Origin of the sequence: Citrobacter sp. RHBSTW-00859, assembly GCF_013729795.1 — a bacterium.
Taxonomy (GTDB): Bacteria; Pseudomonadota; Gammaproteobacteria; order Enterobacterales; family Enterobacteriaceae; genus Citrobacter; species Citrobacter braakii.
In genome coordinates, this window is the sequence record NZ_CP056284.1 from 3,154,064 (window position 1) to 3,176,461 (window position 22,398).

Annotated in this window: 20 protein-coding genes; 10 read left to right on the forward strand and 10 right to left on the reverse strand. The window is 51.8% G+C overall.

Features of this window, described 5'->3' with window-relative positions; genetic code table 11:
* Positions 1-79 precede the first annotated feature (79 nt).
* Together HV302_RS15895 and yccS are read left to right on the forward strand one after the other, a co-directional pair.
* On the forward strand, positions 80-526 hold the full coding sequence (locus HV302_RS15895; protein WP_016152485.1) for a YccF domain-containing protein: 447 nt from the start codon (positions 80-82) through the stop codon (positions 524-526).
* 18 nt (positions 527-544) lie between these two features.
* Positions 545-2,698, forward strand: a complete 2,154-nt coding sequence (yccS, locus tag HV302_RS15900; RefSeq protein WP_181626263.1) for a YccS family putative transporter — start codon at positions 545-547, stop codon at positions 2,696-2,698.
* On the opposite strand, the gene HV302_RS15905 is transcribed toward yccS, so the two are convergent.
* The gene (locus HV302_RS15905; protein WP_016152483.1) at positions 2,676-3,290 is read right to left on the reverse strand and encodes a TfoX/Sxy family DNA transformation protein; all 615 of its coding nucleotides are present in this window, start codon (positions 3,288-3,290) and stop codon (positions 2,676-2,678) included. The genes yccS and HV302_RS15905 overlap by 23 nt on opposite strands.
* A gap of 216 nt (positions 3,291-3,506) precedes the next feature.
* Here HV302_RS15905 and sulA point away from each other — a divergent pair, with 216 nt between their 5' ends.
* Together sulA and ompA are read left to right on the forward strand one after the other, a co-directional pair.
* Positions 3,507-4,016, forward strand: coding sequence for an SOS-induced cell division inhibitor SulA (gene sulA, locus HV302_RS15910; RefSeq protein ID WP_032931135.1), 510 nt, complete (start codon positions 3,507-3,509; stop codon positions 4,014-4,016).
* A gap of 357 nt (positions 4,017-4,373) precedes the next feature.
* Complete coding sequence (ompA, locus tag HV302_RS15915) at positions 4,374-5,432, forward strand: porin OmpA (protein ID WP_016156137.1); 1,059 nt, start codon at positions 4,374-4,376, stop codon at positions 5,430-5,432.
* Between the two features lie 97 nt (positions 5,433-5,529).
* Here ompA and matP read toward each other — a convergent pair whose 3' ends face one another.
* Complete coding sequence (gene matP, locus HV302_RS15920) at positions 5,530-5,982, reverse strand: macrodomain Ter protein MatP (RefSeq protein ID WP_016152480.1); 453 nt, start codon at positions 5,980-5,982, stop codon at positions 5,530-5,532.
* 185 nt (positions 5,983-6,167) lie between these two features.
* On the opposite strand from matP, the gene HV302_RS15925 reads away from it, so the two are divergent.
* Together HV302_RS15925 and fabA are read left to right on the forward strand one after the other, a co-directional pair.
* Positions 6,168-7,928 (forward strand): AAA family ATPase, encoded by a 1,761-nt coding sequence (locus HV302_RS15925; RefSeq protein WP_080858512.1) that lies wholly within the window; start codon positions 6,168-6,170, stop codon positions 7,926-7,928.
* A 68-nt stretch (positions 7,929-7,996) separates the two neighbouring features.
* Positions 7,997-8,515 (forward strand): bifunctional 3-hydroxydecanoyl-ACP dehydratase/trans-2-decenoyl-ACP isomerase, encoded by a 519-nt coding sequence (fabA, locus tag HV302_RS15930; protein WP_003035875.1) that lies wholly within the window; start codon positions 7,997-7,999, stop codon positions 8,513-8,515.
* Positions 8,516-8,622: 107 nt separating this feature from the next.
* Here the strand turns inward: fabA and rmf are convergent, their stop codons facing one another.
* The 6 genes from rmf to rlmKL form a co-directional block, all read right to left on the reverse strand.
* Positions 8,623-8,790, reverse strand: coding sequence for a ribosome modulation factor (gene rmf / locus HV302_RS15935; protein ID WP_003035871.1), 168 nt, complete (start codon positions 8,788-8,790; stop codon positions 8,623-8,625).
* Positions 8,791-9,048: 258 nt separating this feature from the next.
* Entirely contained in the window at positions 9,049-9,612 is a 564-nt protein-coding gene (gene pqiC / locus HV302_RS15940) for a membrane integrity-associated transporter subunit PqiC (protein WP_075847055.1), read from the reverse strand.
* Entirely contained in the window at positions 9,609-11,249 is a 1,641-nt protein-coding gene (pqiB, locus tag HV302_RS15945) for an intermembrane transport protein PqiB (protein WP_003836843.1), read from the reverse strand. The genes pqiC and pqiB overlap by 4 nt, the downstream gene beginning before the upstream one ends.
* Before the next feature lie 4 nt (positions 11,250-11,253).
* Entirely contained in the window at positions 11,254-12,501 is a 1,248-nt protein-coding gene (pqiA, locus tag HV302_RS15950) for a membrane integrity-associated transporter subunit PqiA (protein ID WP_016152477.1), read from the reverse strand.
* A gap of 15 nt (positions 12,502-12,516) precedes the next feature.
* Positions 12,517-14,424 (reverse strand): ABC transporter ATP-binding protein, encoded by a 1,908-nt coding sequence (locus tag HV302_RS15955; protein WP_151222800.1) that lies wholly within the window; start codon positions 14,422-14,424, stop codon positions 12,517-12,519.
* Between the two features lie 12 nt (positions 14,425-14,436).
* On the reverse strand, positions 14,437-16,545 hold the full coding sequence (gene rlmKL / locus HV302_RS15960) for a bifunctional 23S rRNA (guanine(2069)-N(7))-methyltransferase RlmK/23S rRNA (guanine(2445)-N(2))-methyltransferase RlmL (RefSeq protein WP_181626264.1): 2,109 nt from the start codon (positions 16,543-16,545) through the stop codon (positions 14,437-14,439).
* A gap of 98 nt (positions 16,546-16,643) precedes the next feature.
* Here rlmKL and HV302_RS15965 point away from each other — a divergent pair, with 98 nt between their 5' ends.
* Complete coding sequence (locus HV302_RS15965) at positions 16,644-17,750, forward strand: YcbX family protein (protein ID WP_131405776.1); 1,107 nt, start codon at positions 16,644-16,646, stop codon at positions 17,748-17,750.
* Here HV302_RS15965 and zapC read toward each other — a convergent pair.
* Both zapC and pyrD read right to left on the reverse strand, forming a co-directional pair.
* Positions 17,747-18,289 (reverse strand): cell division protein ZapC, encoded by a 543-nt coding sequence (gene zapC / locus HV302_RS15970; RefSeq protein ID WP_016152473.1) that lies wholly within the window; start codon positions 18,287-18,289, stop codon positions 17,747-17,749. The genes HV302_RS15965 and zapC overlap by 4 nt on opposite strands.
* 165 nt (positions 18,290-18,454) lie before the next feature.
* On the reverse strand, positions 18,455-19,465 hold the full coding sequence (pyrD, locus tag HV302_RS15975; RefSeq protein ID WP_016152472.1) for a quinone-dependent dihydroorotate dehydrogenase: 1,011 nt from the start codon (positions 19,463-19,465) through the stop codon (positions 18,455-18,457).
* Positions 19,466-19,707: 242 nt separating this feature from the next.
* Between pyrD and ssuE the strand changes: the two genes are divergently transcribed.
* The 3 genes from ssuE to ssuD are packed head-to-tail and all read left to right on the forward strand — an operon-like array spanning position 19,708 to position 22,392.
* Complete coding sequence (ssuE, locus tag HV302_RS15980; protein WP_016156133.1) at positions 19,708-20,283, forward strand: NADPH-dependent FMN reductase; 576 nt, start codon at positions 19,708-19,710, stop codon at positions 20,281-20,283.
* Entirely contained in the window at positions 20,276-21,250 is a 975-nt protein-coding gene (locus HV302_RS15985) for a sulfonate ABC transporter substrate-binding protein (RefSeq protein WP_181626265.1), read from the forward strand. The genes ssuE and HV302_RS15985 overlap by 8 nt, the downstream gene beginning before the upstream one ends.
* A complete protein-coding gene (ssuD, locus tag HV302_RS15990; protein WP_016156131.1) occupies positions 21,247-22,392 on the forward strand; it encodes an FMNH2-dependent alkanesulfonate monooxygenase in 1,146 nt (381 codons plus the stop codon). Before HV302_RS15985 ends, ssuD begins: the two co-directional genes overlap by 4 nt.
* Positions 22,393-22,398 lie beyond the last annotated feature (6 nt).

The window sequence follows — 22,398 nt, forward strand, 5'->3', positions numbered from 1 at the left end:
CGCCAGAGAAAACGTGCTCCAGCCCAAAAAAACGTTACAATTGCCGAATTCACAGAAAACCAGAGTTAACCGAGGGTTTATGCGTACTGTTCTGAATATTTTAAATTTTGTGCTCGGGGGATTCGCCACCACCTTAGCCTGGTTACTGGCTACGCTGGTCAGTATTGTGCTGATTTTTACTCTCCCCCTGACCCGCTCATGCTGGGAAATTACCCGACTCTCGCTGTTTCCCTACGGTAACGAAGCGATTCATGTCGATGAGCTTAATCCAGCGGGCAAAAACGTCCTGTTGAATACCGGAGGCACCGTGCTCAATATTTTCTGGCTGATTTTCTTCGGCTGGTGGTTGTGCCTGATGCACATTGTCTCCGGTATTGCCCAGTGCATTACGATTATTGGTATCCCGGTTGGCATTGCGAATTTCAAAATCGCGGCGATTGCACTGTGGCCGGTGGGTCGCCGGGTAGTGTCAGTTGAAGTTGCACGCGCAGCGCGTGAAGCCAACGCGCGTCGTCGCTTCGAATAATCAGGACCGATGGCCTTTATGTTAAGTCCTCTGCTCAAACGCTATACCTGGAACAGCACCTGGCTGTACTACGTGCGGATTTTTATCGCGCTTTGCGGCACAACAGCGCTGCCCTGGTGGCTGGGTGACGTTAAGCTGACCATCCCGCTCACGCTGGGTATGGTCGCTGCCGCGCTTACTGACCTGGACGATCGTCTTGCAGGCCGCCTGCGCAATTTGATCATCACGCTGGTGTGCTTTTTCATTGCCTCGGCCTCAGTCGAACTGCTCTTCCCATGGCCATGGCTGTTTGCCCTTGGGTTAACGCTCTCCACCAGCGGCTTTATACTGCTGGGGGGATTAGGGCAGCGCTATGCAACCATCGCCTTTGGCGCGTTGCTGATCGCCATTTACACGATGCTCGGCACCTCGCTTTACGATCAGTGGTATCAGCAACCAATCCTGCTGCTCGCGGGCGCCATTTGGTACAACCTGTTAACCCTGACCGGACATCTTCTGTTCCCTATTCGCCCGTTGCAGGACAATCTGGCGCGTAGCTATGAACAGTTAGCGCACTATCTGGAACTGAAATCGCGTCTTTTTGATCCCGACATAGAAGATGAAAGCCAGGCGCCGCTGTATGATTTGGCTCTTGCGAATGGGCAACTGATGGCGACCCTAAACCAGACAAAGGTGTCACTGCTGACCCGCCTGCGCGGCGACCGCGGACAGCGAGGAACACGTCGCACGCTACATTACTATTTTGTGGCGCAGGATATTCACGAACGCGCAAGCTCCTCGCATATTCAGTACCAAACGCTGCGCGACCATTTCCGCCACAGCGACGTGATGTTTCGCTTCCAGCGCCTGATGTCGATGCAGGGGCAAGCGTGTTCGCAACTGTCTCGCTGTATTTTATTACGCACGCCTTATCAGCACGATCCGCACTTTGAGCGCGTCTTCACCCATATTGATGCTGCACTTGAGCGCATGCGCGCGAGTGGTGAGCCTTCAGACCTGCTCAACACGTTAGGATTTTTGCTGTCAAACCTGCGGGCCATTGATGCCCAGTTGGCTACCATTGAATCCATACAGGCTCAGGTACTTTCGCGCAATGAGTCTGAAAATCAGCTTGCCGATGACAGCCCGCATGGGTTCAGTGATATCTGGTTGCGTCTGAGCCGTAATTTCACGCCTGAGTCCGCCCTGTTTCGTCATGCTGTTCGCATGTCGCTGGTGCTCTGCCTCGGCTATGCCATTATCCAGATAACCGGAATGAACCACGGGTACTGGATCCTGTTGACCAGTCTGTTTGTCTGCCAGCCAAACTACAACGCCACCCGACATCGTCTGGCACTAAGGATAATCGGCACATTAGTCGGGATCGCCATTGGGTTACCGATCCTGTGGTTTGTACCTTCTCTCGAAGGGCAATTGATCCTTCTGGTGATCACCGGCGTGTTATTTTTTGCCTTTCGTAACGTCCAGTACGCGCATGCCACCATGTTTATCACGCTGCTGGTGCTGCTGTGCTTTAACCTGCTCGGTGAAGGTTTTGAAGTTGCACTTCCGCGCGTCATCGATACGTTGATCGGCTGTGCCATCGCCTGGGCTGCTGTCAGCTTTATCTGGCCAGACTGGCGTTTTCGGAATCTGCCGCGAGTGATTGAACGGGCCACTGACGCTAACTGTCGTTATCTTGATGCTATTCTCGAACAATATCATCAGGGGCGTGATAATCGTCTGGCATACCGTATCGCCCGCCGTGACGCGCACAATCGTGATGCGGAACTTGCTTCGGTGGTGTCGAACATGTCGAGTGAACCGGATGTCACGGCCCAAACACGCGAAACGGCGTTCCGCTTGCTGTGTCTTAACCATACGTTTACCAGCTATATTTCCGCCCTCGGCGCACATCGCGAGCAGTTAACCAATCCTGACGTCCTGGCATTGCTGGATGATGCCGTCTGCTATGTAGATGATGCGCTTCACCATCAACCTGCTGATGAGCAGCGCGTATACCAGGCACTGGAAGATCTGAAGCAGCGAATTCAGCATCTCGAGCCACGTCCGGACAGTAAAGAGCCGCTGGTCGTACAGCAAGTTGGGTTACTGATTGCCCTGCTCCCAGAGATTCGGCGATTACAGCAACAAATTGCTGTGCTGCCATCTAATACCCCGGTTCCGGCGTAAGAGAACTCACCCACTCCACCAGCTCCTGGCGACGCGTCGCCGGGAGCGCGGCTTCATGCACCCCGTCAACCGCTCCTTCAAGGGCATAGAGTATTTTTACCGTTAAGGCAGGGTTATTTTGCCGAAGTTTCAACCAGCACATCTGAGCTCCCAACGATCGCAATGTCCCCTCATCCTTAATTCCTGCTTCATTTAGCAAGGTCTCCAGATGAAACGTCATATTCGGTAATTCCCGCAGGCGATGTTGTGCAAAGCGACTCTGTTTTTCCTTAACGGCTGCATCGAGTGAAAATTGTGATAGCGACACTAACTGCTGCTGGTTCTGCCACAGGGTATCGTTCACCTGGTAATAATTGAGTACAACCGGACGTCCGCGCTTGATAAATGTTAGCCAGACAGGAGAATTTTTTACACAGTACTGGGCGCTCTGCTCACAGGCGCGAAGATATAACTCACCGCTGGCAACCATGGCAAAGACCGTATCACCAACCGTCAGACTATAGCCGCCAAACAGTGAGCGGTAGTGAATTGTTCCCAGAGAAGCCAGATATTCTTGTGATTTATAGATTCTTGCATAAGACTTTTCTTTCATAAAAATCCTTTTAAATCATAACGTAAGCAAATAATTTGCAGTAGCAGATCCGTTAATGACGAAAATAGGCAACTTATGCGTATGGGGCAAGATGAATTTTATTTTTCCCGTGATGATGACTAAAAATTGCGAACCTGTTTCCGAAAATTAGGTTGATCTTTATTGATGGCGGGGTTACTGTATATCCATACAGTAACTCACAGGGCTGGATTGATTATGTACACTTCAGGTTATGCAAATCGTTCTTCGTCGTTCTCTTCCGCATCGAGCAGCATTGCGCGCGTTTCAGCAGAGAACGCTACCGCTGGGCTTATCAGTGAAGTGGTCTATCGCGAGGACCAGCCCATGATGACGCAGCTCCTGCTGCTTCCCCTGCTGCAACAGTTAGGGCAACAATCACGCTGGCAGCTGTGGCTGACGCCTCAGCAAAAATTAAGCCGTGAGTGGGTGCAGTCGGCCGGGCTTCCATTGACCAAAGTCATGCAAATCAGCCAGCTCTCCCCCTGCAATACGCTAGAATCGATGGTTCGTGCGCTGCGCACGGGTAACTACAGCGTCGTCATCGGCTGGTTGACAGAAGAATTAACCGAAGATGAACATGCCGAGCTGGTAAAAGCGGCAGATGAAGGTAATGCGATGGGATTTATCATGCGTCCTGTTCGCGCTCAGACACTTGCGGGGAGACAGCATTCCGGGCTAAAAATTCACTCGAATTTGTATCATTGAGTAAAATTAGGAATTATCCTGGAATTTTTTTTCATGTTTTAATTTGCCATTGAGCTGTAACGCGTTTTCCGGCTGAAGGCCTGTCTGAAGCGGTTTTCAGGAAATCCTCAGTACATTTATTCATCTATAAATGTTAAATAATGTGTACACAAGCCTTTTTTTTTCATATGCCTGACGGACTTCACACTTGTAAGTTTTCAACTACGTTGTAGACTTTACATCGCCAGGGGTGCTCGGCATAAGCCGCAGATATCGGTAGAGTAACTATTGAACTGGTCCCCGGGTGAAGGATTTAACCGTGTTATCTCTCTTCGGAGATATTCATGGCGAATTTTGGATGATAACGAGGCGCAAAAAATGAAAAAGACAGCTATCGCAATTGCAGTGGCACTGGCTGGTTTCGCTACCGTGGCGCAGGCCGCTCCGAAAGATAACACCTGGTACACTGGTGCTAAACTGGGCTGGTCTCAGTACCATGATATTGGCAACAACCAGATCAACAACTCCGGTCCTACCCACGAAAGCCAACTGGGTGCTGGTGCATTCGGTGGTTACCAGGTTAACCCGTACGTTGGTTTCGAAATGGGTTACGACTGGTTAGGTCGTATGCCGTACAAAGGCGCCACCGATGCTACCCACAATAATGGCGCTTTCAAAGCTCAGGGCGTTCAGCTGACCGCTAAACTGGGTTACCCAATCACTGACGATCTGGACGTTTATACCCGTCTGGGTGGTATGGTTTGGCGTGCAGACGCTAAAAACAACGAAGGCTTCAAAGACCACGACACTGGTGTTTCCCCAGTATTCGCAGGTGGCGTAGAGTATGCAATTACTCCTGAAATCGCTACCCGTCTGGAATACCAGTGGACCAACAACATCGGTGACGCGAACACCGTTGGCGGTCGTCCGGATAACGGTCTGTTGAGCGTTGGTGTTTCCTACCGTTTCGGTCAGCAGGAAGAAGCAGCTCCAGTAGTTGTTGCTCCGGCTCCGGCTCCAGAAGTACAGACCAAACACTTCACTCTGAAGTCTGACGTTCTGTTCAACTTCAACAAAGCAACTCTGAAACCAGAAGGCCAGCAGGCTCTGGATCAGATGTACAGCCAGCTGAGCAACCTGGATCCGAAAGACGGTTCCGTAGTGGTTCTGGGCTTCACTGACCGCATCGGTTCTGACGCTTACAACCAGGGTCTGTCCGAGAAACGTGCTCAGTCCGTTGTTGATTACCTGATCTCTAAAGGTATTCCTTCTGACAAAATCTCTGCACGTGGCATGGGCGAATCCAACCCAGTTACTGGCAACACTTGTGACAACGTGAAAGCTCGCGCTGCACTGATCGACTGCCTGGCTCCGGATCGTCGTGTTGAGATCGAAGTTAAAGGTATCAAAGACGTTGTAACTCAGCCTCAGGCTTAAGTTTTCGTCTTATGAAAAAACCCCGCTTTGCGGGGTTTTTTTTCACTTTTTATCAATCAAAGCACGCCTGTACACAACACATTTAGCCATTCTGTGGTTATTCTTTTCCCAGCAGCGCCTGTAAATCCTGCTTCAATGTCGACATTTTATTCGCGTACTTCTCTTTATGCTCTGCGTCTTCAATCAGTTGCACAATGGTTTCAGAAAGCGTTTTGCCGCGCCGCTGCGCAAGCCCCGCTAAGCGCTGCCAGACCATAAATTCCAGATCGATAGATTTCTTTCGCGTATGCTGATGCTCCGCGTTAAAGTGCCGCTTACGCCTCGCCCGTATGGTTTGTTTCATACGATTTAGCAGCGCAGAGTTCATGTGTTCTTCAATCCAGGTATTGACCCGAACCGGTTCATTTTCGAGGGTTAGCAACAAATCAACGGCTTCTTCGGCAGCGCTGGCCTCTACGTAACGGGTGATTAATTCCCCCTCACGATGCTTCTTCACCAGATACTTCCATTTCCAGCCGCTTTCAAGGTTTTCAAGTTGTTGATATTTCATTGCGATCTCAATGTTACCGTGTAACTCTTATCAGAATATCAGCTTTTTCGGCATCTGAAGAAAAGAATATCCAGCCTGTGAACTGTCGCGCGTCATCGCATTCGTTTCACAGCGCTTTCCACGTGTGCAGTGATGATGGTTACGGTATAATCTCGTTTTTTACAACAGACTAAAAAACATCAACTTTGACCATTACGAAACTTGCATGGCGTGATCTGGTTCCTGACACCGATAGTTATCAGGAAGTATTTGCACAGCCGCACGTCACTGACGACACCGATACCTTACTTAGTGATACTCAGCCACGTTTACAATTTGCGCTGGAGCAGCTTCTTCAGCACTGGACGACGTCTTCGTTCATGCTGGTAAAAGCACCGGAAGAGCTTGAGTACATCAACCTTATTGCACAGGCCGCGCGGCCTCTGCACTCGGATGCCGGAAGTCTCACCGGAGGTCATTATGATATCTCCGGTCACACTATCCGCTATCGTGCAGCTGAGACAGCAGAAGACAATTTTGCGACATTAACCCAGGTAGTCTGCGCTGACTGGGTTGAAGCCGAACAACTGTTTGGCTGTCTGCGTCAGTTCAATGGCGAAATTACCCTACAGCCAGGCCTTGTGCATCAGGCCAACGGTGGTGTGCTGGTTATTTCGTTGCGCACGCTACTGGCCCAACCGCTGCTGTGGATGCGCCTGAAAGCCATTGTCAGCCACGAGCGTTTTGACTGGGTAGCTTTTGATGAGTCTCGCCCGCTGCCCGTCTCCGTTCCACCTATGCCGCTTAAACTCAAAGTGGTATTAGTCGGTGAACGTGAATCACTGGCAGACTTCCAGGACATGGAGCCGGAGCTGGCTGAGCAGGCTATTTATAGCGAGTTTGAAGATAATCTGCAGATAGTGGATGCCGAAACCATGACGCAGTGGTGTCAGTGGGTAACACATACCGCTACGCGCAACAATTTGCCCTACCCGGCCCCTGATGCCTGGCAAGTGCTGATCCGTGAAGCCGTTCGTTATACCGGCGAACAGGATACATTGCCGCTTAACCCGCTGTGGATCACCCGGCAGTTCAAAGAAGTGGCCCCGTTATGCGAGGGCGAAACCTGCAACGCTGAGCAGTTCAGCCTGATGCTGACCCAGCGTGAATGGCGGGAAGGTTTCCTCGCCGAACGAATGCAGGATGAGATCCTGCAGGAACAGATCCTGATCGAGACGGAAGGCGAGCGTATTGGCCAAATCAACGCCCTGTCGGTGATTGAGTTTCCTGGCCACCCCCGCGCGTTTGGTGAGCCTTCTCGTATCAGTTGTGTGGTTCATATTGGCGACGGCGAATTTACGGATATTGAGCGCAAAGCCGAGCTTGGCGGAAATATTCATGCGAAGGGTATGATGATTATGCAGGCGTTCCTGATGTCGGAACTCCAGCTTGAACAGCAAATCCCCTTCTCTGCCTCGCTGACCTTTGAGCAATCCTATAGCGAAGTGGACGGCGACAGCGCGTCCATGGCAGAACTTTGCGCATTGATTAGCGCCCTCGCCGACGTTCCTGTTAATCAAAGCATCGCCATTACCGGTTCTGTCGATCAGTTTGGTCGGGCACAACCTGTTGGTGGTCTGAACGAGAAAATTGAAGGCTTCTTCGCCATCTGTCAGCAGCGTGAGCTGACAGGCACACAGGGCGTTATCATTCCTTCAGCGAATGTCAGACACCTGAGCCTGCAGCCCGCTCTGCTACAGGCCGTAGAAGAAGAAAAATTCACTATATGGGCGGTGGACGACGTGACCGATGCGCTGCCACTGTTATTAAATCTGGTGTGGGATGGTGAAGGCCAAACAACGCTGATGCAAACTATCCAGGAGCGTATTGCTACGGCAACGCAGCAGGAAGGTCGTCACCGTTTTCCCTGGCCGCTACGTTGGCTGAACTGGATTATTCCGAACTGATCGGACTTGTTCAGCGTACACGTGTTAGCTATCCTGCGTGCTTCAATAAAATAAGGCTTACAGAGAACATGGTAGATAAACGCGAATCCTATACAAAAGAAGACCTTCTTGCCTCTGGTCGCGGTGAGCTGTTTGGCGCAAAAGGGCCACAACTGCCTGCACCAAGCATGCTGATGATGGACCGTGTCATCAAGATGACCGAAACCGGCGGCAACTTTGACAAAGGTTATGTTGAAGCTGAACTGGATATCAACCCGGACCTGTGGTTCTTCGGATGCCACTTTATCGGCGATCCGGTGATGCCGGGCTGCCTGGGTCTGGATGCCATGTGGCAGCTGGTTGGATTCTATCTCGGCTGGCTGGGCGGCGAAGGTAAAGGCCGCGCGCTGGGCGTAGGCGAAGTTAAATTCACCGGCCAGGTTCTGCCGACTGCGAAGAAAGTGACTTACCGCATTCACTTCAAACGCATCGTTAATCGTCGCCTGATCATGGGCTTGGCTGATGGTGAAGTGCTGGTTGATGGTCGTCTGATCTATACCGCAAACGATCTGAAAGTGGGTCTGTTCCAGGACACTTCCGCGTTCTAATCAAGGTCAGCTTAGCAGCCAGACATTAACGTCTATTCGTTTTGTCTGGTGGGCAAAAAGGCGAAACCTCCGCTCTGCGGAGGTTTCTTTTATCTAAAGAGACAGAATCAGGCCATTAAAACCCTATCCCCCATGGCTTCTCGCCAGCCTCCCAGCCAGTATGACCTCTGATTCAGCGTCTGATAGGGACACATTTCTTTTGAGCGTCCGGCAATGCCGGCCTGATATCCACGTTGATGTGCCCGTTCCAGGCGATCTCGTTTTTGTCTCTTCATGCCTCGTTTCCCTCATCTTTTGGGTCTGGTGGAAAAGAAAACAGTGATTACTAAGTGTGCAATCACACTAAAACGAATACCCCTAAACATCAGGCTCGTCAATGCGCAAAATTCACGCCAGTGTCATATTTGTGAGCTACCCGCAAAATCATTTGTACAAAAATAGTCTGTCAGAACAGCTATCTCCACGGCTAAAAAAATAAAAAAAACCGCCCCGGGCAATGAACCAGGGGCGGCATAATTTACAATTATTTAAGCTTAAGGGATGCGTTTCAGCTCCTGAGCAATTGCCGTCGCTTCCTGGCTCCAGGCGTTGGCCAGAACCTTCACCATCTCATCGTAGCCGTCTTTAGTCTGTACAGCTTCGATGTGGAATGGACGCTTGATCAACTGCCCCTGGTGATTCAGCAGCCATTCACCGCTCACGATGACCTTACCATCGTACCGACCGTGGAAGCCGGTCACGGTAACGTTCAACGTGTCCTGAGTGCTTCCCAGCGGCTGCGAAGCGACAACCCAGCCAGGCAACTGCATACTGAGGTTCGTAACCAGGGTATTGCGCAATTGCTGATCTAATGGGCTGGCCCAGAGATTATTATTCGCTATCACATATTGCACATCGCTGGTCTGGTAAACCACCCCATTACCCGCCAGATAGTCCGGGACCGCAATCTGTTCAACCCACAGCAGACGGTTACCCTGGTTAGCTGAGCTCTGTACGCCCCCTTGCGCGATAGGAAGCTGGTAATAGCTTTTATTTTCTCCGCTGGAGCTGCATGACGTCAGCCAGACCGCCATCATCGCCACTAGCCACTTTTTCATTGTTTCGCCCTCTTCGGCTCTGGATCTTTTTTGTCCTTCGCTTCAAATACCAGCGCATTGCTCTTATCGTTCAACGTTTTCAGTACCGGTTGCAGTTCTCGCAGCACCTGATCAAGACGCTGCATATCCGCCACCATCTTGTTGTAGGCGGCGGAACCCGGCTGGAAGCCCTGCATACTACGGTTCAGTTCGCGCAGCGTGTTCTGCATATCCGCCGGAAGATCCTGCATCGACTGACTGGACGTGATCTTATTCATGTTGTCCAGCGTGGTTTGCAGATGCTTCATCGTACGCTGGCTTTCCGACAACGTATTGGTCGCCTGCTCAATCATCGGGTTCAACGGCAGATTGTTAATCTTATCCAGCGCTTCCATCAGTCGCTGCTGGATCTGCGCCAGACCACCGCTCACGGTCGGAATAATTTGATAACCGTTAAATTCGCGCACACCGGTAATCGGCGGTTCTTTCGGGTAGAAGTCGAGATCGACATACAGAGCGCCAGTCACCAGGTTCCCGGTTTTCAGCGATGCCCGTAATCCGCGTTTAAGCAATTCAGCCAGATGAGCGCCAACATCAGTATCTTCTCCCAGCTGTGCCTTCAGACGTTCTGGTTCGATACGTACCAGCACCGGAATGCGGTAATCATTGTTGAAGACCTGACGCATATTCGGTGAGAAGAAAGGTACTTTACTTACCGTACCCAAACGGATGCCACGGAATTCCAGTGGCGCGCCGGGCTGCAGGCCACGAATTGAATCTTTAAAGAACATCAGGTAATCAATATGATCGGTATACAGTGAATCCTGAATACTTTTTTGGTCGTCATAAAGATTAAACGCAGACTGTTGTGCGACCGGTTCGCCTTGTTCCAACCCTTCTGGCACATCAAAACTTACGCCACCGCCAAACAGCGTGGAGAGAGATCCCATTTCCACGCGCATACCTGCCGAAGTAAGATCCACGGCGATCCCACTGTCCTTCCAGAAACGCACATTGCTGGTCACCAGACGATCGTTAGGCGCATTGATAAATAGCTGGTAGCTAATCGTACGCTTTTGCGCATCAAATGTGCTGGTTTCAACCGAACCTACACGATAACCACGGAACAGAACCGGGTCGCCCGGGCTCAACTGACCGGCTTTTTTGCTGTCCAGAATCACACGGATCCCTTTCGCATCTGGCGGCGCCAGCGGCGGTGAATCCAGCAGTTGGTAATTTTCCAGCTTGCTGCCTTTATTGCCAGGCTGCAGTTCAATATAAGCCCCGGACAATAGCGTGCCGAGCCCACTGATACCTTCACGCCCAACCTGCGGCTTCACCACCCAAAAGACAGAATCTTTATGCAGCAGCTTTTCCATTCCGGAGTTAAGACGAGCTTTAATTTCCACATGGGTCAAATCATCAGTCAGGGTTGCGCTCTCGACGATGCCGACATCCACGCTGCGGCTCTTAATCGTCGTTTTGCCCCCTTCAATACCTTCGGCATTGGTGGTAATCAGCGTGACTTGTGGCCCCTGATGACTGTAGTGATAAAACAGGACCCACGCGCCAATGAGGGCAGTGACTATAGGGAATATCCACACGGGCGACCAGTTTTTTACCTTTTGCACTTTGGCTTCCCCACTTTTAGATTCCATGCTGTCAGGACTCCTCATGATCTGGTTCACGGTCCCACGACAGACGGGGATCAAATGTCATCGCAGAAAACATTGTCATAATGACGACTAAAGCAAACATCAAAGCACCCATTGCAGGATAAATGTTCATTAACCCTCCCATGCGCACCAGCGCAGAGAGTACGGCAATTACAAAAACGTCGATCATTGACCAGCGACCGACAAATTCTACAACCTCATAAATTAAATGCATTCGTTCACTGTCGCGTTTGCCGTGCCCTTTGGCATCCCAACACAGCCAGGCAATGGCGATCATTTTCAACGTCGGCACCATAATACTGGCGATAAAGATAACCGCAGCCACCGGGTAAGAGCCTTCGCTCCAGATTAAAACCACGCCCTCGAGTATCGTTGAAGGCAGCTTTGACCCGAGCAGATCGGTGATCATGATCGGCAGAATATTGGCAGGAAGATAAAGCATGATCGACGTAAACAGTAATGCCAATGTCCATTGCAGACTGTTTTTACGCCGCACATAACCTTTCGTCTGACAGCGTGGGCATACCAGCTCGTCTGCCGGAAGAATAGCGGTGCAGCAGGAACAGGAACGCAATCCTTGTCGGATGCCGGGCACACCAGGCTTTAATTCCTGCTTAATGGCTGGCATAGGGGCAATATCATCCCACAGCCAACGGCGATCCACACACTGAAAAGCCCGCAACTGGAGCATACAAAACATGCACCACGGGATGAAGCTGCTGCCCACGCCGATATCGCCGTAGGCCATCAGCTTAACAAAGCTCACCAGCACGCCCGCGAGGAAAATTTCTGCCATTCCCCAGCTTTTTAACTGAAACAAAATACGCGCCAGCCATGTTTTAAGCCGCTCAGGCATATGAACCCGATTCACCAACAGCAAAATGGTCAACAAGCAAAAAGCGGGAACCAACTGAACGAATAAGATAAAGAAGGTACCGAGGCTGGCGTAATCTTCCGAAAAGAGAACGCTGGGGATTTGCAGCAGCGTCACTTCGCTGCTCACCCCCGCAACATTCATATTCACAAAGGGAAAGAGGTTTGACAAAAGCAGCATAAATAATGCTGCTAACACATAGGCGGTAGGACGCTGCCGTGGCGCGTCCCACTCAACCGTTAACGTAGTGCCACATCGTGGACATGCCGCTTTCTGACCATGCTCAAGGCGAGGTAACGCCACCAGCATGTCACACTGCGAGCACAGAATATGCTTCGCGGCATGGTGATGTTCGCACATATGTGCTCCTTTAAATTATGCGCCGTTCTTCAAAGACTCAAGATACTCCCAGCGCTCAAAGGCTTGCTCAAGTTCTTGTTCAGCTTCGTTCAGATTAGCTAATACCTGTTGCGTTTGCTCATGCGGCTGACTGAAAAAAGCGGCGTCAGCTACCTGAGCTTGTAATGCTTCCAGTTTAGCTTCCAGTTCTTCAAGCAGCGCGGGGAGCAGCTCCAGTTCGCGCTGCAGTTTATAGCTTAGTTTGCTCGTGCTGCGTTTGACAATTTCTGCTTTAGGAGCAACGGTTTCCTCTGTTTTTTTCGCAACTGGCTGTTTAAACGCCACATACTGCGATTGCTGGCTGCGGGCATCATGATAACCGCCGACATAACGACCAATTTTACCACCGCCTTCGAAGATCCAGCATTCGGTTACGGTATTATCCACAAACTGACGGTCGTGGCTCACCAGCAGCACGGTGCCCTGGTAGCTATCAATCAGCTCTTCAAGCAGTTCCAGCGTTTCGACGTCCAGATCGTTCGTTGGTTCATCGAGAATCAAAAGATTACTGGGTTTGAGAAAAAGACGCGCCAGCAGTAGGCGATTGCGTTCCCCACCAGAGAGCGCACGTACTGGCGTCATCGCCCGTTTCGGATGGAACAGGAAATCCTGGAGATAGCCCAGCACATGGCGAGGTTTACCGTTAACCAGCACCTCTTGCTTACCCTCAGCAAGGTTGTCCATCACGGTTTTATCCGGATCCAGTTCGGCGCGGTGCTGATCGAAATACGCCACTTCCAGCTTCGTGCCGACGTGAATGCGTCCGCTATCAGCCTGAAGCTGACCTAACATTAGCTTCAGCAGCGTTGTTTTACCGCAGCCGTTAGGTCCAATTAGCGCAATCTTGTCGCTACGTTGCACCTGCGCGGAGAAATCTTTTACCAATTGCTTTCCATCAACCTGGTAATCAACATTCTCCATTTCGAAGACAATCTTGCCAGAGCGGCTCGCCTCTTCGACCTGCATCTTCGCCGTGCCCATCACTTCGCGACGTTCGCCACGCTCGCGACGCATGGCTTTCAGCGCCCGCACGCGGCCTTCATTACGGGTACGACGCGCTTTGATGCCCTGACGGATCCAGACTTCTTCCTGAGCCAGCTTGCGATCAAATTCCGCGTTTTGGAGATCTTCCACCCGCAGCGCTTCTTCTTTATCCAGCAGATACTGATCGTAGTTCCCCGGATAGGTCACCAGCTTGCCGCGGTCGAGATCGACAATACGCGTCGCCATATTGCGAATAAATGAACGGTCGTGGGAAATGAAAATAATAGTCCCATTGAAGGATTTCAGGAACCCTTCCAGCCAGTCGATAGTTTCAATATCCAGGTGGTTAGTTGGTTCATCCAGCAGCAGTACGCGCGGGTTGCTCACTAACGCGCGGCCCAGCGCCGCCTTACGCAGCCAGCCGCCCGAAAGCGAAGAAAGCGCGGCGTTAGGATCCAGTCCCAGTTGCGCCAGCACTTCATTAATGCGGCTTTCGAGCTGCCACAGATTATGGTGATCGAGCATTTCCTGAACCCGCGCCATTTCATTCAGGTTTCTGTCGCTGGGATCGGTCATCACCAGGCGCGAAATATCGTGATAACGCTTCAGATATTCAGCCTGTTCCTCAATACCTTCGGCAACGAAGTCATAGACGCTGCCCACAACATTACGCGGCGGATCCTGCTGCAGACGCGCCACAACCAGGTCCTGCTCATAAATAATACGCCCGTCGTCAAGACCCTGTTCACGGTTGAGGATCTTCATCAGCGTCGACTTACCTGCGCCATTACGGCCAACCAGACAGACGCGTTCGTTATCTTCGATATGCAGTTCTGCATTATCAAGAAGCGGCGCATCGCTGAACGACAGCCATGCACCATGCATACTGATCAATGACATTTATTTATCCTTTCAGGCTGCGGTAATCAGCCAGCAATTGTGGATCTGACGGTTACGGGCAAAATCCTGGGAAAGCGTTTTTTGGGTGATTTCTTGTGCTTTTAATCCCAGTTCAGCCAGACCGTCGAGATCCATACGGAACCCACGCTTGTTGTTGGAGAACATGATCGTACCGTCTTTACGCAGCAGACGTTTCAGATCTTTCATCAGCGCCAGATGATCGCGCTGTACATCAAAAGAGTCTTCCATACGTTTTGAGTTAGAGAACGTCGGCGGATCGATGAAAATCAGATCAAACTGTTCATTGGCATCGCGCAGCCAGCCCAGGCAATCGGCTTGAATTAAACGGTGAGCGCGACCACTCAGGCCGTTCAAGCGCAGGTTACGCTCAGCCCACTCCAGGTAGGTACGCGACATATCAACTGTCGTGGTACTACGCGCACCGCCCAGTCCGGCATGAACGCTGGCACTGCCGGTGTAGGAGAACAGGTTAAGGAAATCCTTACCTTTACTCATCTGGCCCAGCATACGGCGCGCAATACGGTGATCGAGGAACAAACCGGTATCAAGATAGTCTGTCAGGTTGACCCACAGGCGCGCGTTGTACTCGCTTACCTCAATGAATTCACCCTTCTCATTCATCTTCTGATACTGGTTCTTCCCTTTCTGCCGCTCACGAGTTTTCAGCACCAGTTTATTTGGCGCGATTTCCAGGACCGACAACGTTGCGGCAATGATATCGAACAGACGTTGACGTGCTTTTTGCGCATCGACCGTCTTCGGCGGAGCGTATTCCTGAACCACGACCCACTCACCGTAACGGTCCACTGCAACGTTGTATTCCGGCAGGTCAGCATCATACAGGCGATAGCATTCAATTCCTTCCTGACGAGCCCATTTTTCCAGCTTCTTGATATTCTTGCGCAGGCGATTGGCATAATCTTCCGCGACCGTGGCTGGCTTGCTGTCCGCAGTGGTCTCTGCAACGTGATAGTTTTTCTGTACGCAATCCAGCGGACCGTTTTTCGCTTTGAACTGCTTATCAGCGCGCAATTGCAGGCTGCTGAGCAAATCCGGAGAGGCGCTGAACAGCGACAAATTCCAGCCGCCAAACTGGTTTTTCATCGTACGGCCCAGCAAGCTATGCAGGGCAATCAGCGCCGGTTCGCTATCCAGACGTTCGCCGTAGGGCGGGTTACTGATCACCGTACCATACGGTCCCTTCGGCAGTGGATTACTCAGTTTGGCGACATCTTTAACGTCAAATGTCATCAGATCGGCAATACCTGCGCGGCGGGCGTTACTACGCGCTTTTTCAATCACGCGCGCATCGCTGTCGGAGCCATAGAAGTGCGAAGTATAGTCAGCAAGCCCCTTACGCGCACGCACCTGAGCTTCGGCTTTAACCTCTTGCCAGACGGCTTCATCGTGCTGTGCCCAACCGCTAAAGCCCCAGTACCCGCGGTGCAGGCCCGGCGCGCGATCGGTTGCCCACATCGCCGCTTCAATCAGCAGCGTGCCGGAGCCGCACATCGGATCGAGTAACGGTGTGCCCGGCTGCCAGCCAGAACGCATAACAATAGCGGCGGCCAGCGTCTCTTTAATCGGCGCCTGACCCGCGCGATCGCGATAACCGCGCTGATGCAAACCGTCACCGCTCAGATCGAGCGCAATGCTGGCGGTATCTTTGTTCAACCAGACATTGATTCGCAGATCCGGAGATTCACGATCCACATTCGGACGCGGCAGATTTTTGCGGGTAAAGGCATCGACAATCGCATCCTTGACCTTCAGCGCGCCGTACTGGCTGTTACGAATGGTCTCGTTCAGGCCGCTAAAATGGACGGCAAACGTAGCACCAGGATTAAATATCTCTGTCCAGTCGATTGCCTGAACGCCGAGGTACAGATCAAGATCGCTGTAGACCTTGTACTCTCCCATCGGCAGGATAATGCGCGAGGCCAGGCGGCTCCACATCAGGCTCTGGTAAACAAGCCGCGTGTCGCCCTTAAAATGGACCCCACCCTGAACGACCTGACACTCCAGCGCGCCGAGGTTTTCCAGTTCAGTTTTTAACAGCTCTTCCAGCCCACGGGCCGTACTGGCAAACAGAGAATTCATAATGTCACTTTTACTCCTAGAAAATTGCTGCGCATTATAGCTAATATGGGCTGTATGTCATAAAGTTGAAGGCTTATTTTCGTTCAAGGGGCTGTGCAGTGGTAACGTTGACCCGACTTTTTATTCATCCGGTTAAATCAATGCGTGGAATTGGACTCACGCACGCCCTGGCAGACGTGAGCGGTCTCGCCCTGGATCGTATATTTATGATTACCGAACCCGACGGGACGTTCATTACCGCCCGACAGTTCCCGCAAATGGTCCGCTTTACCCCTTCCCCTTTCCACGATGGACTTCATCTCACGGCTCCAGACGGCAGCAGCGCGCTCGTGCGATTCGCAGACTTCGCCACCCAGGATGCGCCGACTGAAGTGTGGGGAAATCATTTTACCGCGCGTATTGCGCCAGCGGCTATCAACCTGTGGCTGAGCGGCTTTTTCTCCCGTGACGTGCAGTTGCGCTGGGTGGGTCCGCAACTGACACGCCGGGTGAAGCGCCACGCTGATGTTCCTTTGTCCTTTGCCGATGGTTATCCCTACCTGCTGGCCAACGAAGCATCTCTGCGCGATGTGCAACAGCGCTGTCCGGCAAGCGTCAAAATGGAACAGTTTCGCCCCAATCTGGTGGTTTCGGGGGCTGACGCCTGGGCAGAAGACACCTGGAAAGTGATTCGCATTGGCGACGTCATTTTTGATGTGGCAAAACCCTGTAGCCGCTGCATTTTCACTACCGTTAGCCCAGAAAAAGGCCAGAAACATCCGTCTGGCGAGCCGCTCGCCACGCTGCAAACCTTCCGGACAGCGGTGGATAACGGCGACGTTGATTTCGGCCAGAATCTTATCGCACGCAACAGTGGCGTTATTCGCGTCGGCGATGAGGTAGAAATTTTGGCAACCGGTCCCGCCAGAGCTTACGGTGCGACGGAGTCAGACGATACAGCACTGGAACAACAGCCCGATGCCACGGTACTTATTGACTGGCAGGGCCAGACCTTTCGCGGAAATAATCAGCAGGTATTGCTTGAACAGCTGGAAAACCAGGGTATCAGGGTGCCCTATTCATGCCGGGCAGGAATTTGCGGATGCTGTCGAATTCGACTGTTGGAAGGCGAAGTTAGTCCGCTGAAAAAATCAGCGATTGGGGATGACGGGACGATTCTGTGCTGCAGTTGCGTTCCCAAAACGACAATCAGGCTGGAGAGTTAAACCGCCTGTTCAAGGCTGAAACTGTCGGCAATAACCTGCGGTTTCAGTCGGTCATTCATTATTTTAATCGCGTCGCCAAGTTGCATTGTTCGCCCGGCAATAACCACACCAGGTTGTGCAAGCAGACAAAGCGCGGCATTTTCACCCGGTTCAACCACTAACAGGTTTACCTGTTCATCCGTATCGCTTAAATCCACACAAGCAGCATCCCCCACGACTGGCGACCAGTTAATACCGTGTGCGACAAAGTGCCAGCTTTTTGGCATTTGCGGTTTAAGGTAACGAATCGCCACCAGCGCATTAAGCACCAGTTCCGCCTTTTGCTCTTTGGCTAAATCCAGGTAGCGACATTTTTCTTCAAACGAAAAATAAAGCGCGGCGTCATCAACACAAAAACCCGACGGAGAAAATGCATCCGGAGTGAGCATTTTACGAGCAAAACGCGAACGGAATAACATGCCATTGGCTAAATCGAGCATCATACGATCGTGCTCTTCATCATAATACCAGCGCCAGTTATCGTCGGGTTTAATTCGCATCAGTTTCTCTCCTTTCCTTAATCATCACCATTACGACAGTATCCTTTTGCCGCTTCGTTTATTGCCTTAATAATAAAAGCTCAGAATGTTTAAATAAGCAACAGTAAAGGAATATAAAACAACCAGGGCCAGAAATAAAGCCCTGGATTGTGATTAAGGTAGCATTCAGATATTGGTGACGATTTCTTTAATCAACGGTGGGCCTTTAAAAATAAAGCCCGAATAAATCTGTACCAGGGAAGCACCGGCAGCTATTTTCTCACGCGCCGCGATTACTGAGTCGATACCACCAACCCCAATAATCGGCAGCTGACCTTTTAATTCCTGAGACAACTGGCGAATAATTTCTGTACTTTTTAATTGTAACGGTCGACCGCTCAGGCCACCCATTTGATCGCAATTTTTCATTCCCTGAACGAGAGAACGATCGAGAGTGGTGTTAGTCGCAATTACGCCATCAATATTATGACGAACTAAACTATCAGCAACCTGGATCAGTTCTTCCACAGAAAGATCCGGGGCGATCTTAACCGCCACTGGAACATATTTATGGTGGATCGCTTGCAGATCATTTTGCTTATTTTTAATTGCCGTCAGAAGATCATCCAGCGCCTCACCATATTGCAGCGTACGTAATCCCGGCGTATTCGGTGAAGAGATATTAATCGCGATATAACCAGCATAAGCATAGACTTTTTCCATACAAATCAGATAGTCATCTTTGCCGTTCTCTACCGGAGTATCTTTATTCTTACCAATATTAATCCCCAGAATACCGTCAAAATGCGATTTTTTGACGTTCTCAACCAGGTTATCAACCCCCAGGTTATTAAACCCCATGCGGTTGATCAAACCTTCTGCATCGACCAGACGAAACAGACGTGGTTTATCATTACCCGGCTGAGGACGCGGCGTCACGGTACCAATCTCAATGGAACCAAATCCCATCGCGCCGAGCGCATCAATGCACTCCCCGTCTTTATCCAGTCCGGCAGCAAGCCCGAGTGGATTTTTAAACGTCAGCCCCATACAGGTAACCGGTTTTGCGGGTACTTTCTGGCGGACAAGCGCTTCGAGCGGCGTGCCGGTAATGCGACGTAATTGCTGGAATGTCAATTCATGAGCGCGCTCTGGATCGAGCTGGAAAAGGGCTTTACGAACGAAGGGGTAGTACATGAACTCTCCTGGATTCCCGGTGTGCAAACCGGGGGCGTATTATGTGCGATCGCGAGCAAAAAGGGAATTGACCTGCGGCAATAAATAGCAATCGTTTTCCTGCTTCCTCCTTTTTATTCATTTTTCAACTTTTCTATCCCGTATAAATCATTTCGATAAACAAAGTCTCTCTGCCAGACTGCACAAATTGTTATCAATGTTAATCAAAAGCAAACAATTGATTATAAGGGGAGAATAAAATTATGCGCGTCATCACTCTGGCGGGAAGCCCACGCTTTCCCTCTCGCTCCAGCGCGTTGCTGGAATATGCCCGAGAAAAATTGAACGGCCAGGATGTCGAAGTCTTTCACTGGAACCTGCACAACTTTGCCCCGGAAGACCTGATCTATGCCCGTTTTGACAGTCCGGCGCTGAAAACATTTATCGAACAACTGCAGGATGCTGACGGGCTGATTGTCGCAACGCCGGTCTACAAAGCCGCTTACTCTGGCGCACTGAAAACGCTGCTCGATCTGCTCCCCGAGCGGGCGCTGGAAGGAAAAGTGGTTTTGCCGCTGGCGACTGGCGGCAGTGTGGCGCATTTACTGGCCGTCGATTACGCGCTGAAACCGGTGCTGAGCGCGTTAAAGGCTCAGGAGATCCTGCACGGCGTGTTTGCCGATGATTCGCAGGTCATCGATTATCAGCATAAACCGCAGTTTACGCCCAACCTGCAGCAGCGCCTGGACAGTGCGCTCGACACTTTCTGGCTGGCGTTGCATCGTCGCGATGTCCAACTCCCGCAACTGAACGCCCTGCGAGGTGCCGCCCATGCTTAATCTGCTCAAGCGTCACACCTCATGGCTGGCATTAACCGGGCTGCTGTCACTGTCATCCTTGGCGCATGCCGCAGAATCGGCTCCGGATGCCCTGCGCATTGGCTACCAGAAAGGAAGCGTCAGCATGGTGCTGGCAAAAAGTCATCAGCTACTGGAGAAACGCTACCCACAGACCAAAATCTCGTGGATTGAGTTCCCGGCTGGACCGCAAATGCTGGAAGCACTCAATATCGGCAGTATCGATCTCGGCAGTACCGGTGACATTCCGCCAATTTTCGCCCAGGCCGCCGGAGCCGATCTGGTTTATGTGGGCGTCGAACCACCCAAACCGAAAGCCGAAGTGATTCTGGTGCCGAAAAATAGCCCGATCCAGAGCGTTGCGCAGCTCAAAGGGCATAAAGTCGCCTTCCAGAAAGGTTCCAGCGCCCACAATTTACTGCTCCGGGCGCTGCAACAGGCAGGGTTGAAATTTACCGATATTCAACCGACTTATCTGACCCCCGCCGATGCGCGAGCGGCCTTCCAGCAAGGAAACGTGGATGCGTGGGCTATCTGGGATCCCTACTATTCGGCCGCATTACTGCAAGGTGATGTGCGCGTGCTGAAAGACGGCTCAGACCTCAAGCAGACCGGTTCGTTTTATCTCGCTGCACGTCCTTATGCCGAAAAAAATAGCGCTTTTGTTCTTGGCGTGCTGGATACCTTTAGCCAGGCGGATGCGTTAACTCTCAGCCAACGCCAGCAAAGTATTACTCTGCTGGCTAAAACCATGGGCCTGCCCGAGCCGGTAATTGCGTCTTATCTGGATCACCGTCCGCCAACCACCATTACGCCCGTCAGCGCCTCTGTTGCCGCCCTACAACAACAAACCGCCGATCTGTTTTATGACAACCGTCTGGTGCCGAAAAAAATCGATATTCGCCAGCGTATCTGGCAACCCACTCAGCAGGCAGGAGAAAAATTATGAGTCTGAACATGTTCTGGTTTTTACCCACCCACGGTGACGGTCATTATCTGGGAACGGAAGAAGGTTCTCGCCCGGTCGATCACGGTTATTTGCAACAAATTGCGCAAACAGCCGATCGTCTGGGATTTACTGGCGTTCTGATCCCAACCGGTCGCTCCTGTGAAGATGCCTGGCTGGTCGCCGCGTCGATGATCCCAGTCACCCAGCGATTAAAGTTTCTGGTCGCGCTTCGTCCAAGCGTAACCTCGCCGACGGTCGCCGCCCGCCAGGCCGCGACGCTCGACAGACTCTCTAACGGCCGGGCGTTATTCAACCTGGTAACCGGCAGCGATCCACAAGAGCTGGCGGGTGACGGCGTGTTCCTTGATCACACCGAGCGCTATGAAGCCTCTGCTGAATTCACTCAGGTCTGGCGGCGTTTGCTGCAAGGTGAAACCGTGGATTTCAACGGCAAACACATTCATGTCCGCGGCGCGAAACTGTTTTTCCCTCCTGTACAACAACCCCGGCCACCGCTTTATTTCGGCGGTTCGTCTGATGTCGCACAAGATCTTGCTGCCGAGCAGGTTGATCTCTATCTGACCTGGGGCGAGCCACCAGAACAGGTGAAAGAGAAGATTGAACAGGTGCGGGCCAAAGCGGCGGCGCTCGGGCGCAAGATCCGCTTTGGTATTCGTCTACATGTGATCGTCCGGGAGACAACGCAAGAGGCGTGGCAGGCAGCGGATCGTCTGATAGCCCATCTGGATGACGACACCATTGCCAAAGCCCAGGCCGCCTTCTCAAGAACAGATTCGGTTGGTCAGCAGCGAATGGCTGCACTGCACAACGGTAAACGCGACAAACTGGAAATCAGCCCGAACCTGTGGGCAGGAGTAGGACTGGTGCGCGGTGGCGCGGGTACCGCGCTGGTCGGAGATGGTCCGACGGTCGCGGCGCGTATCAACGAGTATGCCGCACTGGGAATCGACAGTTTTGTGTTGTCCGGGTATCCACATCTGGAAGAGGCATACAAGGTTGGCGAGCTGCTGTTCCCACATCTGGATGTCGCTATACCAGAAATTCCGCAGCCGCAGCGCCAGCATCAACAAGGCGAAGCGGTGGCAAACGAATTTATCCCACGCAAAATCGCGCAAAGCTAAGGAGCC

Excerpts from the sequence above, each read along its gene's own strand:
- zapC (WP_016152473.1), bottom strand. The coding sequence starts at position 18,289 with ATGCGAATTAAACCCGACGATAACTGGCGCTGGTATTATGATGAAGAG.
- rlmKL (WP_181626264.1), bottom strand. The coding sequence starts at position 16,545 with ATGAATTCTCTGTTTGCCAGTACGGCCCGTGGGCTGGAAGAGCTGTTA.
- ssuD (WP_016156131.1), top strand. The coding sequence starts at position 21,247 with ATGAGTCTGAACATGTTCTGGTTTTTACCCACCCACGGTGACGGTCAT.
- sulA (WP_032931135.1), top strand. The coding sequence starts at position 3,507 with ATGTACACTTCAGGTTATGCAAATCGTTCTTCGTCGTTCTCTTCCGCA.
- HV302_RS15955 (WP_151222800.1), bottom strand. The coding sequence starts at position 14,424 with ATGTCATTGATCAGTATGCATGGTGCATGGCTGTCGTTCAGCGATGCG.
- pqiC (WP_075847055.1), bottom strand. The coding sequence starts at position 9,612 with ATGAAAAAGTGGCTAGTGGCGATGATGGCGGTCTGGCTGACGTCATGC.
- fabA (WP_003035875.1), top strand. The coding sequence starts at position 7,997 with ATGGTAGATAAACGCGAATCCTATACAAAAGAAGACCTTCTTGCCTCT.
- ssuE (WP_016156133.1), top strand. The coding sequence starts at position 19,708 with ATGCGCGTCATCACTCTGGCGGGAAGCCCACGCTTTCCCTCTCGCTCC.
- matP (WP_016152480.1), bottom strand. The coding sequence starts at position 5,982 with ATGAAATATCAACAACTTGAAAACCTTGAAAGCGGCTGGAAATGGAAG.
- HV302_RS15895 (WP_016152485.1), top strand. The coding sequence starts at position 80 with ATGCGTACTGTTCTGAATATTTTAAATTTTGTGCTCGGGGGATTCGCC.
- HV302_RS15905 (WP_016152483.1), bottom strand. The coding sequence starts at position 3,290 with ATGAAAGAAAAGTCTTATGCAAGAATCTATAAATCACAAGAATATCTG.
- HV302_RS15985 (WP_181626265.1), top strand. The coding sequence starts at position 20,276 with ATGCTTAATCTGCTCAAGCGTCACACCTCATGGCTGGCATTAACCGGG.
- rmf (WP_003035871.1), bottom strand. The coding sequence starts at position 8,790 with ATGAAGAGACAAAAACGAGATCGCCTGGAACGGGCACATCAACGTGGA.
- pqiB (WP_003836843.1), bottom strand. The coding sequence starts at position 11,249 with ATGGAATCTAAAAGTGGGGAAGCCAAAGTGCAAAAGGTAAAAAACTGG.
- pqiA (WP_016152477.1), bottom strand. The coding sequence starts at position 12,501 with ATGTGCGAACATCACCATGCCGCGAAGCATATTCTGTGCTCGCAGTGT.
- ompA (WP_016156137.1), top strand. The coding sequence starts at position 4,374 with ATGAAAAAGACAGCTATCGCAATTGCAGTGGCACTGGCTGGTTTCGCT.
- yccS (WP_181626263.1), top strand. The coding sequence starts at position 545 with ATGTTAAGTCCTCTGCTCAAACGCTATACCTGGAACAGCACCTGGCTG.
- pyrD (WP_016152472.1), bottom strand. The coding sequence starts at position 19,465 with ATGTACTACCCCTTCGTTCGTAAAGCCCTTTTCCAGCTCGATCCAGAG.